The sequence below is a fragment of the Chryseobacterium sp. MMS23-Vi53 genome (assembly GCF_047651245.1).
In the GTDB taxonomy this organism is placed as follows: Bacteria; Bacteroidota; Bacteroidia; order Flavobacteriales; family Weeksellaceae; genus Chryseobacterium.
Genome location: NZ_CP180265.1, coordinates 3,409,568 through 3,426,420, shown reverse-complemented (window position 1 = coordinate 3,426,420; position 16,853 = coordinate 3,409,568). Strand labels below are relative to the sequence as shown.

The 16,853-nt window shown below is 36.6% G+C and carries 11 protein-coding genes; 6 read left to right on the top strand and 5 right to left on the bottom strand.

Features of this window, described 5'->3' with window-relative positions; genetic code table 11:
• Nucleotides 1-150 precede the first annotated feature (150 nt).
• The 5 genes from ACKX2A_RS15340 to kduI all read right to left on the bottom strand — a co-directional run bounded on the left by ACKX2A_RS15340 (nucleotide 151) and on the right by kduI (nucleotide 5,362).
• A complete protein-coding gene (locus ACKX2A_RS15340; protein WP_415325624.1) occupies nucleotides 151-810 on the bottom strand; it encodes a bifunctional 4-hydroxy-2-oxoglutarate aldolase/2-dehydro-3-deoxy-phosphogluconate aldolase in 660 nt (219 codons plus the stop codon).
• Between the two features lie 251 nt (nucleotides 811-1,061).
• Nucleotides 1,062-2,069 carry a sugar kinase gene (locus tag ACKX2A_RS15335; RefSeq protein WP_415325623.1) on the bottom strand — a complete coding sequence of 336 codons (1,008 nt, stop codon included), beginning with the start codon at nucleotides 2,067-2,069 and terminating at the stop codon, nucleotides 1,062-1,064.
• A gap of 249 nt (nucleotides 2,070-2,318) precedes the next feature.
• Nucleotides 2,319-3,716, bottom strand: a complete 1,398-nt coding sequence (gene uxaC / locus ACKX2A_RS15330) for a glucuronate isomerase (RefSeq protein WP_415325621.1) — start codon at nucleotides 3,714-3,716, stop codon at nucleotides 2,319-2,321.
• Nucleotides 3,717-3,734: 18 nt separating this feature from the next.
• On the bottom strand, nucleotides 3,735-4,517 hold the full coding sequence (locus tag ACKX2A_RS15325) for a gluconate 5-dehydrogenase (protein ID WP_039370758.1): 783 nt from the start codon (nucleotides 4,515-4,517) through the stop codon (nucleotides 3,735-3,737).
• Between the two features lie 8 nt (nucleotides 4,518-4,525).
• Nucleotides 4,526-5,362, bottom strand: coding sequence for a 5-dehydro-4-deoxy-D-glucuronate isomerase (gene kduI, locus ACKX2A_RS15320; RefSeq protein ID WP_415325619.1), 837 nt, complete (start codon nucleotides 5,360-5,362; stop codon nucleotides 4,526-4,528).
• An 879-nt stretch (nucleotides 5,363-6,241) separates the two neighbouring features.
• Here kduI and ACKX2A_RS15315 point away from each other — a divergent pair.
• From ACKX2A_RS15315 to ACKX2A_RS15290, 6 genes are all read left to right on the top strand, one after another.
• Nucleotides 6,242-9,256 (top strand): SusC/RagA family TonB-linked outer membrane protein, encoded by a 3,015-nt coding sequence (locus tag ACKX2A_RS15315; protein WP_415325618.1) that lies wholly within the window; start codon nucleotides 6,242-6,244, stop codon nucleotides 9,254-9,256.
• 11 nt (nucleotides 9,257-9,267) lie between these two features.
• Nucleotides 9,268-11,091: a RagB/SusD family nutrient uptake outer membrane protein gene (locus ACKX2A_RS15310; protein ID WP_415325616.1), complete on the top strand. Its 1,824-nt coding sequence runs from the start codon at nucleotides 9,268-9,270 to the stop codon at nucleotides 11,089-11,091.
• A gap of 83 nt (nucleotides 11,092-11,174) precedes the next feature.
• The gene (locus ACKX2A_RS15305) at nucleotides 11,175-12,197 is read left to right on the top strand and encodes a pectinesterase family protein (protein WP_415325614.1); all 1,023 of its coding nucleotides are present in this window, start codon (nucleotides 11,175-11,177) and stop codon (nucleotides 12,195-12,197) included.
• Between the two features lie 40 nt (nucleotides 12,198-12,237).
• Nucleotides 12,238-13,650, top strand: a complete 1,413-nt coding sequence (locus ACKX2A_RS15300) for a pectate lyase family protein (protein WP_415325612.1) — start codon at nucleotides 12,238-12,240, stop codon at nucleotides 13,648-13,650.
• 30 nt (nucleotides 13,651-13,680) lie between these two features.
• On the top strand, nucleotides 13,681-14,940 hold the full coding sequence (locus ACKX2A_RS15295) for a glycoside hydrolase family 88/105 protein (protein ID WP_415325611.1): 1,260 nt from the start codon (nucleotides 13,681-13,683) through the stop codon (nucleotides 14,938-14,940).
• A 271-nt stretch (nucleotides 14,941-15,211) separates the two neighbouring features.
• The gene (locus ACKX2A_RS15290) at nucleotides 15,212-16,852 is read left to right on the top strand and encodes a glycoside hydrolase 43 family protein (RefSeq protein ID WP_415325610.1); all 1,641 of its coding nucleotides are present in this window, start codon (nucleotides 15,212-15,214) and stop codon (nucleotides 16,850-16,852) included.
• Nucleotide 16,853: the final 1 nt, after the last annotated feature.

Here is a 16,853-nt window from a genome sequence, read left to right as displayed (position 1 = left end):
AATTAGTTAGTTTTTGTTGTGTTTGTTTTAATAATGATTTTTTAAACGCAAAGGGTGCAAAGATTTTTTTGACTACTAATCGTTTTTAATTTCGCAAAGGCGTTTTACTTAACTAAGATCACAAAGTTTTTTTCTCTGCGTTTGTCATTATTATTTTAAAGTCTGAATAATTTCAATAACTTTTTTAGTTTCATTTTCAATGGTTGCATAGTCTTTTGCCGCCATCAATTCTTTGCTTACCAATTTGCTTCCCATTCCAACTGCAGCTACTCCGGCTTTGAACCAGCTTTCAATACTTTCTTTTGTTGTATCAACACCTCCAGTCGGCATAAATTTCAGATTTGGGAAAACGTCTTTGATAGCACTCATAAATCCTGTTCCTAAAGCGTTTCCGGGGAATAATTTAATGAAAGTTACTCCTGCCGCTTCTGCGGTAATAATTTCTGTTGGAGTCATACAACCCGGACTGTACAATATATCTTTTGGAATTAAAAAATCTGCAACTTCCGCGACAAACCCCGGACTGATGAAGAAATCTGCGCCAACTTTATAATATTCTTCAGCCTGTTGTAAATTTTTAATCGTTCCGATTCCCAAAAGCATTTCCGGCATTTCCGCATTACGAATTTCTACCATTTTGGTGAAATTGCTCAACGCAGATTCACCACGGCTTGTATATTCTACCGCACGAATTCCTGCTTTGTAAAGTGATTTTAATATGTCTATGGTTACCGTTTCATCAGCATTGTAATACAAAGGCAAAATCCCCTGATTGATGATGGCGTTGGTAACGGTTTGAATTTTTGTCATTTTTGTTTTAATTATCTTGTTTAAAAAATAATTTTTGATGGAATTAAATCCATCCTTTAGTGTGATGTATTTATTAAGCTTTTGTCTTTTAATCTTTTTTGAACACAGAGTTCTCGAAGATTTATTTGCTACTAACTGCTTTTAGTTTCACAAAGCCGCTTCGCTTATAAAAGACCACAACCATGATGAAATTTTGATATCCTTTAGAATTGTGAGAATCTATCAACCAGCAACTAACAACCAGCAACAATTTATCTCTTAATTCTTCCACCAGAATTTCCAGCCATTACTTCCAAAATATCTTCTGCACTGCTGTAATTGATATCTCCTAAAATAGTATGTTTGATGGCGCAGGCTGCGTTGGCAAAATTCAATGCTTTTTCGTTGTCGAAATTGATTAAACCGTAAATTAAACCTGCAGCAAAAGCATCTCCCGTTCCGATTCTGTCGATTACATTGTCGATTTCTAAAAATTTAGTTTCAAAATAATTTCCGTTGATCAAAGCTCTTCCCTGCGTTTGCTGAGAACTTGCCGTAACTCCGACTCTTACCTTATCGAAAATTTTATGAATAGATGGGCATTGCTTTTTCAATTCTTCACAAGCCTGTAAAAAGCCTTCTTTATCTGATGAAAACTGAGTTTCTAAGATTTCGTTGATTTCATTGACTCCACCAATGAAAATGGTTGATAATGAAACCAGTTCTTTCAACACTTTGTTACCGTTTTTACCATATTTCCAAAGATTGGAACGGTAAGCCGGATCTGTTGTTACTTCAACTCCCAGTTCACGGGCTGTTTCTAAACCTTCTTTTAAAGCTTCATAGGCAGCTTTTGAAATTCCGGGACTGATTCCTGTCCAATGAAAATATTGGCAACCCTCCAACGCTTTTTTCCAGTCAATTTTTTCAGGTTGAATATTGGCAAAAGAACCGTTCAATCTGTTGTAAGCAATTCTGCTCGCACGAACCGACGATCCTACTTCTAAAAAGTACAACCCTAAAGGATGTTCATTTTTAGAAATAAAATGAGTATCAATTCCGAAGCTTTTTACAAAAGAAAGCGCCGATTCTCCTACAAAATCATCCGAAACACTGCTGATATGTCTTACACCACAACCCATTGTTGCCAATGAAGCGGCTACATTAAGCTCTGTTCCGCCGAAAAAGAATTCCATTTCGTGGCTTTGCTTCATTGTTCTGTTTCCGGGTGGCGACAGTCGCATGATGATTTCTCCGAAGGTGACTATTTTGTTGCTCATTTTTTTTAAGCTTTCTTAATTTGTTGAATATCTGCTTTTTTTAAACGCAAAGGGCGCAAAGATTTTCTTTTAAAACTTGATGTATATTTTTAAGTTCGCAAAGGCGTTTCACTTAACTAAGATCGCAAAGTTTTTTTACAGATATTTATTTTTTATCTCTCGCAGATTTAGCAGATTACGCAGATCTTTTTTAAACGCAATCATCTGCGTAATCGGCCAAATCCGCGAGAGACTTTATTTTAATTAAATTTAAAAATCAAAATAATTTTTAGCATTATGATAACAGATATCAGAAATTATTTTCCCAACATGTTCAATATCATCTGGTAACTCACCGTTTTTCATTTCTTCACCGAATAAGTTACACAATACTCTTCTGAAATATTCGTGTCTTGGGAAAGAAAGGAAACTTCTTGAATCCGTCAACATTCCAACGAAACAGCTGATTAATCCCATATTTGAAAGGGCATTCATCTGCTTGATCATTCCGTCTTTCTGGTCTAAAAACCACCATCCTGAACCGAACTGTACTTTTCCTTTGATGCTTCCATCGTTGAAATTCCCGATCATTGTTGCGAAAATTTCGTTGTCGGCAGGATTTAAATTATATAAGATTGTCTTTGTTAATTTATCTTTTCCGTCTAAAGCGTTTAACAATTTAGACAAAGTTTCAGCCTGAACAAAATCACCGATAGAATCCCAACCCGTATCCGGACCTAAAATTCTGTGCATTCTTTCGTTGTTATTTCTCAAAGCTCCTAAGTGGAACTGCTGAACCCAACCGAATTTATGGTAAGCTTCTCCCAAGAATAATAAAATAGCCGTTTTGAACTGATTTACCTGCTTTTCAGCAATAACTTTTCCGGCTAATTTATCAGCAAAGATTGTTGAAACTTCTGCTTCGGCAGCTTCTTCGAAAGAAATATTGTTCAATCCGTGGTCGCAAAGCCTGCATCCGTTTTCATGGAAATACTCAATTCTTTTTAACAAAGCATCGCACAAAGCCTGGTAAGAATTGATTTCAATTCCTGCCGATTTACCTAATTTAGCAATATAATCTGCGAAGTTGTGGTTTTCAATTAAAATCGCCTTATCAGGACGGAATGCCGTGCTCACTTTTACTTTCCAGTCGCTTTTTGCCAAATCCTGGTGGTAATTTAAAATATCAGTCGGATCTTCTGTTGTACACAGAGATTCAACATTCATCATTTCCAATAGACCTCTTGTCGATTTTTCCGGAGTCTGAAGCTGAGCGCTGATGTTGTCGTAAATTTCTGAAGCGTTGTTTTCGTTCAGCAATTCATCAATTCCAAAATATCTTTTCAATTCTAAGTGCGTCCAGTGATACAAAGGATTTCTCAAAGTATAAGGAACCGTTTTAGCCCAAGCTTCGAATTTTTCTTTGTCTGAAGCATCTCCCGTGATGAATTTTTCGTTCACGCCCATGGTACGCATCGCTCTCCATTTGTAATGGTCGCCGGCAATCCAAACCTTTGAGATATTTTCGAAAACGGTATCTTCTGCAATATCTTTAGGAATCAAATGATTATGATAATCAATGATCGGTTGTTTTTCCGCGTAATTGAAGTATAATTCTTCAGCGTACTTATTTTGTAATAAAAAATTATCTGTAATAAAAGGTTTCATTCTAGTCTAATTCTGTTGTTATTCATTAGCAGGCTTCCCGATGGTTGCCAGAATTCCTCCATCAACGTAAATAATCTGTCCGTTGATGAATTTACTTGCATCCGAAGCCAAGAAAATAGCCGTTCCTGCAAGGTCTTCCGGATTTCCCCATCTTCCTTCCGGAGTTCTGCTGATGATAAAATCGTTAAAAGGATTTCCATCCACTCTTATGGGTTCTGTTTGCGAGGTTGCAAAATATCCGGGACCGATTCCGTTCACCTGAATATTGTGTTTTGCCCACTCTGTTGCTAAATTTTTCGTCAGCATTTTAAGACCACCTTTTGCAGAAGCATACGCCACTACATTGTCGCGACCCAGCTCACTCATCATTGAGCAGATATTGATGATCTTTCCGGATTTTCTTTTGATCATGTATTTTCCAACCAATTTGGACATGATGAAAGGTCCCGTAAGATCTACATCGATTACTTTTCTAAAGTCTTCAACTTCCATCTCAATCGCCGGAATACGTTTGATGATTCCTGCATTGTTGACAAGGATGTCTATTTTTCCATGAGTAGCTTCCATTAAAGCAACCTTCTGAGCGGCTTCCAGCTCATCCGTCACATCAAAAAGATATCCGGTTGCTTTGTACCCTTTGGAATGATAATAGTTTAAAGCTTCCTCTAATTTTGACGGCGTTGTGCTTGTGATTGCCAATTCAGCACCTGCAGCGGCAAGACCTTCTGCCATTGCCATTCCTAATCCATGAGTGCCGCCTGTAACGACTGCTACTTTGCCGGATAAATCAAATAAATTCATTAGAAAAATTACTTTAGTTCGTTAGTTTTAACAGCATCCATATCACCGTAGTCCATATTTTCTCCTGCCATCCCCCAGATAAATGTGTAGTTGGAAGTTCCAACGCCTGAGTGAATCGACCATTCCGGAGACAATACTGCTTCATTGTTTTTCATAAAAATATGACGGGTTTCATTGGGCTGACCTAAGAAATGGCTTACTGCCTGGCCTTCTTCCAAATCGAAATAGAAATAAGCTTCCATTCTTCTGGTGTGCGTGTGAGAAGGCATTGTGTTCCAAACGCTTCCTTCGTGCAATTCGGTCATTCCCATTTGTAGCTGGCAGGTTTCTAATACACTGTTGACAATCAGTTTGTTGATCGTTCTTCTGTTTGCGTATTTTGTTTCGCCTAATTCTACAATTTCAGCTTCGTTTTTCGTGATTTTCTTTGTAGGATAAGCATGATGAGCCGGTGCAGAATTGAAATAAAATAAAGTCTGACCTTCATTTCCGTTTTCAAAAACAACATCTTTTGCTCCTTTTCCGATGTATAAAGCTTCTTTATTTCCCAGTTCGAAAACTTCACCATCAACAGTGACCTTTCCGGTTGCACCTACATTGATGATTCCTAATTCTCTTCTATCAAGGAAATTCTCTGCTTTAAGATCGTCAGTCGGCTCCAGTTTCAAAGCATTTTTTACAGGCATTACCCCACCCACAATCATCCTGTCATACATAGAATACACTACATTGATCTGATCTTCATTAAATAAATCATTCATCAAAAACTCCCTTCTCAAGTCTTCAGTTGTATATTTTTTTACATCTTCCGGATGATGGGCGTAACGAAATTCTGATTTTGTCATACTACTTTATACTTTTCTTTTTGCGGTTTTCTCAAAACCTGTTAAACATTGCGTAATCGATTGCATAAAATTACACTAAAAAATTATAGGAATACTTGTGTGTTAAATATATAATTATTCTTCAATTAGTTAACAAAAAATTAATTTAAATTTTTAATTAAATGATTTACAACAAATTAAAATATAAATAAACAAGAAAAAAAGAATTATTTTAAAGAAATATCGCGAATTAAATTAACCAAAATTAATACTCAGCCTATAATTAAATATAAAATCATGCCAAAAGAAAGTAGCGAAATCTTCAATATTGAATTGTTAAAAATAAGCAAAAAACACTCTTTTATATAATAGATAATGAGATTAAACATTATTAACTGTCAAATTTGGCTAAAAATATTAAGCCAAAAAGATGATAAAAATCAGTAAAAGAGATAAAAATTTCATTCTCACCATCAATTTTGGGAATTTTTAAGACAACAAAATGGTCAAATTTTAATTAAATTTTAAGTTTTTTAATCTTAAACAACAAAAAAATAAAGAAAAATTTAATATTATTTAAATATAATTAAAAATCAAATAATACGTTAATTAACAACAACTTATATCACACTAACGAACGCATGTTTTGTAAAAATAATTCTGCCAAACATTCAAATTAATGAAAAAATAACATTTTTTTCTTTGCGTATTGGAAAATAATATTAGTTTAGAAGCCGAGATATTTTATTACGAAAAATTACGCAATCGATTGCACACTGAAATGCGTAAAAATTCCTAAAATATTTGCCACTAAAAACGGGAAAAATACTTGCAAAATCCACCAAAAGACAAAGATTGAAAAAAAACTTTCAACCAAAATTAAAACTATAAGGATACAAAATGGATAAAAAAGTACAGTCAATAAAGTGGTTATATTTAACTGTTTTTCTACTTCCTGTCCTTGCAATGGCTCAAGAAAAAGAGACCAAAAAGGAAAAAGAAACCAAGATCGACGAAGTGGTTTTGGTGGGATATACTAAAGTTTCCAAAAAAGATGTTACCAATTCCGTCGCTTCCGTAAAAGCAGACGCTATCAAAGATATGCCTTCCACAAACGCCGCTGAAGCTATCCAGGGAAGAATGGCCGGAGTACAGGTTTCGTTGAGTGAAGGTTCGCCGGGAGCTGATGTGGATATCGTCATCCGGGGAGGTAACTCGATCACGGGGAGTAATGCACCGCTCTATATCGTGGACGGAGTACAGATGGATAATGCCCTTTCTATTTTATCACCCAAAGAAATTGAGTCTATTGAGGTTCTGAAGGATGCCTCCTCTACCAACATTTACGGAGCGAGAGGAGCAAACGGGGTGGTTCTGATCACTACAAAAGGAGGTCGTAAAAGAGCCAAAACATCCATCAACTACAATGGATTTTTAGGTGTAAGAAAAATACAGAACACGATTGATGTATTAGACCCTTATCAATATGTTCTTTACCAGTATGAGGTGTACAACAAAGGCGGCGTACAGACAGATATAGACGCTTTTGTAGCACGGTATGGTACGTATGACAAGCTTTCGGATTACAAAAACGTCAAAAAAAGAGATTGGCAGGACGAAGTATTTGGCAGAGAAGCGTTCAACTTTACACATAATCTTGCTGTAACTGGAGGATCTGATAATTCATCTTTTTCATTATCATTGAATAATGTACAGGAAGACGGAATTATGATCGGTTCCGGATTTAAAAGAAATATGGCAAATTTCAAGTATGATTACGACCTTTCGAAGAAAGTAAGCATGAGCCTTAATGCCAGATACAGCAGACAAACCATTTTCGGAGCCGGAACTTCTTCCACGGGTTCACAGGGAACGAACAGATTGAGAAATGCTGTGAGATACCAGCCATTCGAAGGAGGATCTAATGTAAACGTAGATGATTTCGATCCTTTATTCGCCAATGAAACCAATCTTGTAAATCCTGTTCTTTTAGCAAATAACGAAATTAAAGAAAATGGAAGAAATGACTTATTATTAAACGGAACTTTAGAATATAAAATCAGCAAAGATTTTACTTTCAGAAGTGTGATTGGATATGTGCAGAGAGATGAATTTATCAATCAATTCTCAGGAACGGTGACGTCTGTTGCAAGACAGAACAACGACCAGCCTGTGGTAGTTTTAAACAAATCTCAAACAAGAAGAATTACCAACACCAATACTTTAAACTACAGAAAAACATTTGGAAATCACAAATTGGATCTATTAGTAGGTCAGGAAATTGTAAAAACTGATGGCGAATCAACGGCAATGACTATCAAATGGTTTCCAAAATCTATAACCGCGGAAGAAGCATTTGCTAACATTCAGTCGGCGTCTCCGCCTGCCGGATTGGTACAGGACGCACCAAGAGCAGGAAGAAACCCTGATCGTTTAGCTTCATTTTTTGGTAGAGCCAACTATATTTTCAAGAATAAATACATCCTTACCGCTTCCATGAGAGCGGATGGATCCAGTGTTTTCGGACCTGGAAACAGATGGGGATATTTCCCGGCAGCGTCCGCAGCGTGGAAAATTACTGAGGAAAATTTCTTAAAAGACAGCCAGACAATCAGCGAATTAAAACTTCGTTTAGGATACGGTCTTTCTGGAAATAACAGAATCGGATCTTTCTTGTACGATACATTCTTCACCACATCTTCTGATTACGGATATGCGTTCGGAACCAATGTAACACCGGGTGCTACTACAGGAAATATTTTGGCTAATAAAAATGTAACCTGGGAGAAAGCTACATCAAAAAATATTGGTTTGGATTTCGGATTGTTTAAAGGAAGAGTTTATGGTGCAATCGATTTATATCAGACAGATACTAAAGATCTTTTGCTATTAGCGCAAATTCCTAAAGACAGAGGTTACGAGTATCAGTATCAAAACTCTGGAAGTACAACAAATAAAGGGATTGAATTCTCAATTGGGACTACAATTATTAATAAAGATAATTTCACATGGAAAATGGATGCCAATATCTCATCCAACAAAAACACCATCAAAAGCTTAGGAAATAGCGCTTCTCCAAGTGCTTTCTCTTACCTATATCCTTCCGGATGGCAAAACAGTTTGAATGATTTCCTGGTACAGGTTGGAAAACCAGTAGGAACTTTCTGGGGGTATGTAACTGCAGGAAGATATGAAGTAAGCGATTTCGATTATAACCCTACAACACAGGTTTATACGTTGAAAGCAGGTATTCCAAGTTCTGCATCTGCGGCAAACGGAGCAAAAGCAATACAACCGGGAGATCTTAAACTTACAGATCTGAATGGTGACGGAATCATTGATAATAAGGATATGACAGATTTAGGAAATGCTCAGCCTAAATTCTATGGTGGTTTCAGCCAGACTTTCCGTTACAGAAACTGGGATATGAGTATGATGTTCAATTTCTCGGTTGGAAATAAGGTGTATAATGCCAATAAAATCGAATATTCAACACAATATTTATACAGAGACAATAACATGTTGGCGGAAGTTGCCGACAGATGGAGATGGTTTGATGACGCCGGACAAAAAGTAAACGATCCGACTGCCCTTGCAGCCTTGAATGCCAATACAACAGGATGGACTCCGCCTGCAGGTGCCTATTTCTTACATTCGTATGCTATTGAAGATGGTTCTTTTTTAAGATTAAATAACGTAACCATCGGTTATTCTTTAGGAAAAGATTTTACTAAGCAATTAGGTCTTTCAAACTTCAGATTGTATTTTACAATGAACAATGTATTTACAATTACCGGATACTCTGGATATGATCCGGAAGCCAATACAAGACGAAATCCTTTAACACCTGGAGTAGATTACGCTGCATATCCTCGCAGCAGATTTATCTTATCCGGAGTTGATATCACTTTTTAAACCCTAATATTATGAAGAAAAATAAATTTTTAGCTATTCTATTTTCCATTGCAGGATTAATATCTTTAAATTCATGCGAACAATATCTGGATGTAGAAAGTTTATCAAATACTGCTGAAGCACAGCAATTCGACTCTGCTTCCGATACTTTTTCGGCTTTGGTGGGAGTTTACAATGCCAGTATGGGTGACAATACTTACGGACAAAGAATGAATCTTATCCTAACACAATCTGGAGACGATTTAAGAACTTCGGGAGACTATAATGCCAATGACAGAAGAGGAATCAGCTGTTTTGGGGCTATTCCGACAAATACAGAACTTCTAAGACCTTTCCTTGATACTTATGCAGGTATTGAAAGAGCGAATCTTGTGATTAAAAACATTCCGCTTTCACCTGTTTACAAAACTGGTTCTGAAGCAGATAAAAAGCTAATGGACAGATATTTGGGTGAAGCTTTAACGCTGAGAGCACAATTCTATTCTGATCTTATTAAAAACTGGGGAGATGTTCCTTTTCAGATCGTTCCTTCGGCAGACCTTCCTGATTTATATCTACCAAAAACAGACAGAGATATAATTTATGAACAAATTCTTGATGATTTATTAAAAGCTGAAAGTCTTGTTCCATGGAGATCTGAAGGAGGTACAACCGCTCAGAGAATTTCGAAAGGAGCTGTAAAAGGTTTAAGAGCTAGAATCGCTTTGGCAAGAGCAGGATATTCACTGAGAAGAGCTCCACAGCAAATGTTGCAGGGTTCAAATCCTCAGAAATATTATCAGATCGCATATGATGAGTGTAAAGATATTATTAATTCTGGTCAGCATCAGCTAAATCCGAACTACGAAGGATTGTTCAGATCATTGCATACAAATTCCCAGGATGCAACAAATGAGGTGATTTATGCCATTGGAGCATTCGGAGGAAACTCAAGAACGGACAGCAAAATCGGTTACTACAATGGTTTGAGACACGATGATACAGACTGGAAATCTTCAGGAGGAATCAACGCAATTCCTGTATATTTCTATGAGTTTACGAAATATGATTTAAGAAGAGACGTAAACATTGCTATCTTCAGAGTCAATACTTCAAAACAGGAAGAGCTTCAAACTTCCATCAACTGGAATGATGGTAAATTCAGAAAATCCTGGTCAAATATTACAGGAACTTCTCAGAACCTTGGTATCGACTGGCCTTTGCTGAGATATTCTGACATTCTTCTTATGTTTGCAGAAGCAGACAACGAACTTCACAACGGACCTTCCGCAGATGCCATCAACGCGGTGATGTCGGTAAGACAGAGAGCTTACGCAGGCAACTTAGGACAAGTGGGAACGATTCCTACAGATAAAACAGGATTCTTTAATTACATCGTTAAAGAAAGACAGTTGGAGTTTGGTGGTGAAGGACTTAGAAAATATGATCTTATCCGTTGGAATTTACTGGAAACTAAAATCAATGAAACAAGAACAAAGCTTACCCAGTTCATGAACGGTACAGGAGCTTATGCCAACGTTCCTGAATATATTTTCTACAAAAAAGTAGCATACGACAAGACAAAAACGGCTCAACAAAACGTTTCGGACATCGATTTCTACACAACAACAGGAGTTGCAAAGGCAGACGTATTCTACAGCCCAAATCAAAGTGTGGCGACACCTTCTGGTTATACAAAGGTCAACTGGAGATTGGCCATGACTCAACCGTACATCAGTGGTGATCCGGTAAAGAGCTATGCCTATTATTTCCAGCCTAATAAAAAGGAATTGCTTCCATTAGCATTAGATGTTGTAAATTCTAACTACAATCTTACTCAGGATTATGGTTATTAGATAAAAAATTTCACATTCATATCAAAGGAATACAGGCTTCTTCCGTAAAAAGAGGAGTCTGTATTTTAACTAAAAATTTTTCAATGAAAACTTCCGCTTTTCTTAAAAATTTCACATCACTTTCAATCTTTTCAATCATTTTGTTAAGTCTTCTTTCTTTTAAAACTGCTGATAAAACTATCGTGGTTTCAAAAGACGGAAAAGGCAACTTCACAACAGTACAACAAGCCATTGACGCGGTTGAAAACAGTTCTTCAACAAGAACAAAAATTTTAATTAAATCTGGAACTTACAAAGAAAAAATTACCATTCCCGAAACTAAAGGTGCAATTTTACTGGAAGGAGAAAATCCTCAAAATACAATCATTACTTTTGATGATTTTGCTTCAAAAAAGAATTCTGAGGGAAAAGATATCGGAACAACAGGTTCTTCAACGATTTTTATTTACTCTAATGATTTTACAGCTAAAAATATTTCGTTTGAAAACAGTTCAGGAAGAGTGGGACAAGCTGTTGCTGTTTTAACGACAGGTGACAGAATTGCGTTTGAAAACTGCAGATTCTTAGGAAATCAGGATACACTGTATTTAAAAGGCGTTCAGGATTCTCCGGATAAAACAAGATCTTCAAGGAACTATTTTAAAAACTGCTACATCGAAGGTACAACAGATTATATTTTCGGAGCCGGAACTGCCGTTTTCGACAACTGTACCATTTACTCAAAAGAAACGGCAAGTTACGTTACAGCCGCTTCTACTCCACAGGAAAACGAATTCGGATTTGTTTTTATTAATTCTAAAATCATCGGAAATGCAAAAGAAAATTCAGTCTATTTGGGAAGACCTTGGCGACCTTTTGCAAAGACCGTTTACATCGACTGTGAAATCAATTCAACCATAAAACCGGAAGGTTGGCACAACTGGAGCAAACCCGATGCAGAAAAAACTACTCTTTACGCAGAATTTAATTCAAAAGGTTTAGGAGCAAATGCAGCCAAAAGAGTTTCATGGTCGCATCAATTAACAAAAAAAGGAAGAAAAAAATATACCATTAATAATATTCTCAAAGGAAAAGACAACTGGAACATCAAAAAAAGTTTGAAATAAATTTAATCTAAACCTCAACAACACCAAAAAATTTTCAATCATGAAAAAACACTTCACAAAGCTCCTTACGATAGGAATTTTATGTGGTATTTCCACAATTATTAACGCTCAAAATGTGTTAAGTTTTCCTGGTGCAGAAGGTTTTGGAAGATATACCACCGGCGGTCGTGGCGGAAAAATTTATTTTGTAACTAGATTGACAGATGATGGTTCGGAAGGAACGTTGAGATACGCTTTAAATCAAAAAGGACCGAGATATATTGTCTTTAAAACTGGTGGAACTATTTATTTAGAATCTCCTTTAAAAATAAAAGAAGGCAACGTTACCATTGCTGGTCAAACTGCTCCCGGAGGCGGAATTACGGTTGCCAATTACGAAACTTTTGTAGGTGCAGACAATGTGATTATCCGTTATATGCGTTTTCGAATGGGCGATCAGAAAAACTATGAAGGTGATGCTTTGGGCACAAGATTCATTAAGAATTTGATGGTCGATCATTGTTCGATGAGCTGGTCAACAGATGAAACAGTTTCCATTTATGCCAACGAAAACACAACTCTTCAATGGTGTGTCATTGCAGAAAGTTTAAGAAATTCTGTCCATCAGAAAGGAGCTCACGGATATGGCGGAATCGCAGGGGGAAAATTCGCTTCTTTTCATCATAATATTTATGCGCATCATGACAGCAGAAATCCAAGATTAGGAGAATATGCAGGGAGTAAATTTGCTTTGACAGATCTTACCGATTTCAGAAATAATGTGATTTACAACTGGGGACACAACAATGTTTACGGTGGTGAAGGAATGAATGTAAATATCGTCAACAACTACTACAAACCCGGACCTGCAACGGTGAATAAACAAAGAATTGCTGCCATCGATAAAAATGAAAAACCTGAAACCGAAGTTTATAATATTTGGGGAAAATATTATATCAATGGAAATGTAATCGAAGGAAATCCTGAAATATCAAAAGATAACTTGACACAGGGAGTTTTTGCACAAATGAAGCCTTCCTATAATATAACGGAAAAAGACAAAAATTTAATAAAAATCAATCAGCCTCATGATATTCAGAATAATGTAAAAACAGATGCTCCAAAAGAAGCTTATAATAAAATTTTACAAATCGGAGGCGCAAGTCTAGTAAGAGATGCCGTAGATTTACATGTATTGAAAGATGTAAAAAACGGAAGTTTCACTTACAACGGCTCAAAAGGAAGTTCCAAGGGAATCATTGACTCTCAGAAAGACGTTGGTGGTTTTCCGGATATGAAACAAGGAACACCTCTACCCGACTCAGACAACGACGGAATGCCGGATGAATGGGAAATTAAACATCAATTAAATCCAAAATTTGCTAATGCAAATGGACGAGATTTAGATAAAAACTATGATAATATTGAAATCTATTTTAATGATATTATCAAAACAATAACAGAGAAACAATAAAGATAAAAATCAACTTTAAAGTTTAAAACAATGAATTTCATTAATCATAAAATAAAAGCATACGCTGTTGCAATCTTAGGTTCAGGAATGTTCTTGGCTTGTGCCCAGACAAAAACAGCAGCCGTTTCAAAACCGACCACAGAAACTTCCAAGTCAGGAAAAATCGTTCCAACCCATCTTAAATGGTCTGAAAGAATGATGCTTTCTGAAATGCACCGTTTTCCGCAAGCCTGGATGCTGGATTTCAGTAAAAGTCCAAAATGGACCTATCCATCCGCAATTGTTTTGGATGGCGCAGAAAAATTATATGCTAAAACGGGCAAAAAAGAATATTACAACTATATCAGCGATTTCGGTAAAGATTTGATTAAAGAAGACGGAACAATTCTTACCTACGACCTTGATAAGTACAACATCGATATGCTGAACAGCGGAAATGTTTTACTTTATCTTTATGAAAAAGAGAAAAAAGAGAAATATTTAAAAGCACTTCAAACGTTACGTTTACAAATCGACGGGCAGCCGAGAACCAACGAGGGATCTTTCTGGCATAAAAAAATCTATCCTTATCAGGTTTGGCTGGACGGCTTGTACATGGGAATGCCTTTCTACACGCATTACACAAAAGATTTTGTAAAAGGGGCAGACGCTCAAAAAGCGTATGATGATATTGTTTTCCAGTTTGAGTCTGTTCAGAAAAATATGTTAGATAAAAAAACCGGACTTCTTTATCATGGCTGGGACGAAAGTAAAGAGCAGGCTTGGGCCAATAAAGAAACCGGACTTTCACCTAATTTCTGGGGAAGAGCAATGGGCTGGTACGGAATGGCAATGGTAGACGTTCTTGATTATTTGCCAAAAGACCATCCGGGAAGAGCAAAATTAATTTCTTATATAAAATCTTATGCCGATGCAGTAATTAAAGTTCAGGATAAAAAATCGGGGCTTTGGTATCAGATTCTGGACAAGCCTTTGGAAAAAGGAAATTATGAAGAAGCAACCGCATCCGCAATGTTTGTTTATACCATCATTAAGTCTGTTAACGAAGGTTACCTTCCAAAATCGTACAAAGCTGCTGCTAAAAAAGGGTATGACGGAATTATCAAAAATTTAATTACAGTAGATGAAAACGGAGTGGTAAACTTAAATAAATGCTGCGCCGTTGCCGGATTAGGCGGAAAACCTTACAGAGACGGTTCTTATGAATATTATGTAAATGAAGAAATCCGTTCCAACGACGGAAAAGGAACAGGACCATTCATTTTGGCAAGTTTAGAATTTGAAAAGTAATATTCTAAACCATTAAGAACATTTAAGAAGTTAAGATTCATTTAGTTCAAAATCTATGATTTTATTCAGTTAATTACTTAAAGCGAAGCTCACCTTAATTTTTCTAAACTCCTTAAATCAAATCTTAATGGTTAAAAAATAAATATCTGTAATAAAGAAAATTTGAGATCTTATTTAAGTGAAACGCCTTCGCGATCTTAAAAATATGCATCAAGTTTTAAAAAGAAAATCTTTGCGCTCCTTGTGTTAAAAAACAAATGAATTTGGATTTATGAAGAGACAAATTTTAAGCTTAGTAACAATCTCCATTTTTTCTGTTGCATCAAATTATTTGAATGCTCAGGAAAAAAACTACGTTTCCGAAGTTTGGACTGCCGATCAGGGAAAGACTTACAAAAACCCGATCCTTTACGCAGATTATTCTGATCCGGATGCCATTCGTGTGGGTGAAGATTATTATATGACCGCTTCAAGTTTCAATGAAGCTCCGGGATTACCGATTCTTCATTCAAAAGACATGGTGAACTGGAAATTGGTGAATTATGCCATTCAGGATGTTTTGCCTAAAGAACATTTCTCAGTTCCAAGACGCGGAGATGCAGTTTGGGCGCCGTCAATTCGTTTTCATAAAGGAGAATTTTACATTTATTGGGGCGATCCCGATTATGGAATTTATATGGTGAAAGCTAAAGATCCACTCGGAAAATGGGAAGAACCGGTTTTGGTCATGGAAGGAAAAGGCTTGATCGATTCCTGTCCGTTTTGGGATGAAGACGGAAATGCTTATTTAGTTCACGGTTGGGCAGGAAGCCGTGCCGGAGTGAAAAGTATTTTATCATTAAATAAAATGAATCCCGAAGGAACAAAAGTTCTCGATAAAGGTGTTCATGTTTTCGACGGTCACGATGCCCATCCAACTGTTGAAGGTCCGAAAATGTATAAAAGAAATGGCTATTACTACATTTTTGCTCCGGCAGGAGGTGTAGCAACAGGCTGGCAATTGGTATTAAGATCAAAAAATATCTACGGTCCTTACGAAGAGAAAGTTGTGTTGGAACAAGGCTCAACAAAAATCAACGGGCCTCATCAGGGCGCTTGGGTAGACACGCCTTCCGGAGAAGATTGGTTCTATCATTTTCAGGATGTTGATGCAGGAGGAAGAATCGTTCATTTACAGCCGATGAAATGGGAAAAAGATTGGCCTGTTATCGGCATTGACAATAATAAAAACGGAATCGGCGAACCGGTTTTAACATACAAAAAACCAAATGTAGGAAAAGCTTATTCTATCGTCACTCCTCCTGAAACAGATGAATTCGATGGTGAAAAATTAGGGTTACAATGGCAATGGAGTGCGAACGAAAATATCGTTTGGTCATCTAAACTTCCAGGACAGAAGTTTTTAAGATTATTTTCAATAAAAGTTCCTGAAGGTGAAAAAAATCTTTGGAACGTACCGAATTTATTAACCCAAAAATTTCCAGCTCCGAATTTTGCAGCTTCAACGAAAGTTAAATTGACTCCCGAAGATGCTAAAGAAGGAAAGACCGCAGGACTGCTGGTGATGGGATTAGATCATGAATCAATCGTGATCACCAATAAACCCGACGGCTTTTATCTTCAATTAAGAAGAGCCGAAAAAGCAGATAAAGGCGGCGAAGAAAAGGTTTTATTTGAAACTAAATTAAAAGGAAACGAAGCCTATTTAAAAGTGAATGTAAACGAACCCAACGGTTTATGCCAGTTCAGCTACAGTGAAAATGGAAAAAATTTCACAAAAGTAGGCGATGTTTTCCAAGCAAAACCAGGAAAATGGATCGGCGCTAAAGTCGGCTTATACAGTGTAAGCACAGAAAAAGCACCTCGCGGAGGATATGCCGATTTTGATTGGTTTAGAATTACTAAAAATTAAG

Excerpts from the sequence above, each read along its gene's own strand:
- ACKX2A_RS15300 (WP_415325612.1), top strand. The coding sequence starts at position 12,238 with ATGAAAAAACACTTCACAAAGCTCCTTACGATAGGAATTTTATGTGGT.
- ACKX2A_RS15315 (WP_415325618.1), top strand. The coding sequence starts at position 6,242 with ATGGATAAAAAAGTACAGTCAATAAAGTGGTTATATTTAACTGTTTTT.
- kduI (WP_415325619.1), bottom strand. The coding sequence starts at position 5,362 with ATGACAAAATCAGAATTTCGTTACGCCCATCATCCGGAAGATGTAAAA.
- ACKX2A_RS15335 (WP_415325623.1), bottom strand. The coding sequence starts at position 2,069 with ATGAGCAACAAAATAGTCACCTTCGGAGAAATCATCATGCGACTGTCG.
- uxaC (WP_415325621.1), bottom strand. The coding sequence starts at position 3,716 with ATGAAACCTTTTATTACAGATAATTTTTTATTACAAAATAAGTACGCT.
- ACKX2A_RS15295 (WP_415325611.1), top strand. The coding sequence starts at position 13,681 with ATGAATTTCATTAATCATAAAATAAAAGCATACGCTGTTGCAATCTTA.
- ACKX2A_RS15310 (WP_415325616.1), top strand. The coding sequence starts at position 9,268 with ATGAAGAAAAATAAATTTTTAGCTATTCTATTTTCCATTGCAGGATTA.
- ACKX2A_RS15290 (WP_415325610.1), top strand. The coding sequence starts at position 15,212 with ATGAAGAGACAAATTTTAAGCTTAGTAACAATCTCCATTTTTTCTGTT.
- ACKX2A_RS15340 (WP_415325624.1), bottom strand. The coding sequence starts at position 810 with ATGACAAAAATTCAAACCGTTACCAACGCCATCATCAATCAGGGGATT.
- ACKX2A_RS15325 (WP_039370758.1), bottom strand. The coding sequence starts at position 4,517 with ATGAATTTATTTGATTTATCCGGCAAAGTAGCAGTCGTTACAGGCGGC.
- ACKX2A_RS15305 (WP_415325614.1), top strand. The coding sequence starts at position 11,175 with ATGAAAACTTCCGCTTTTCTTAAAAATTTCACATCACTTTCAATCTTT.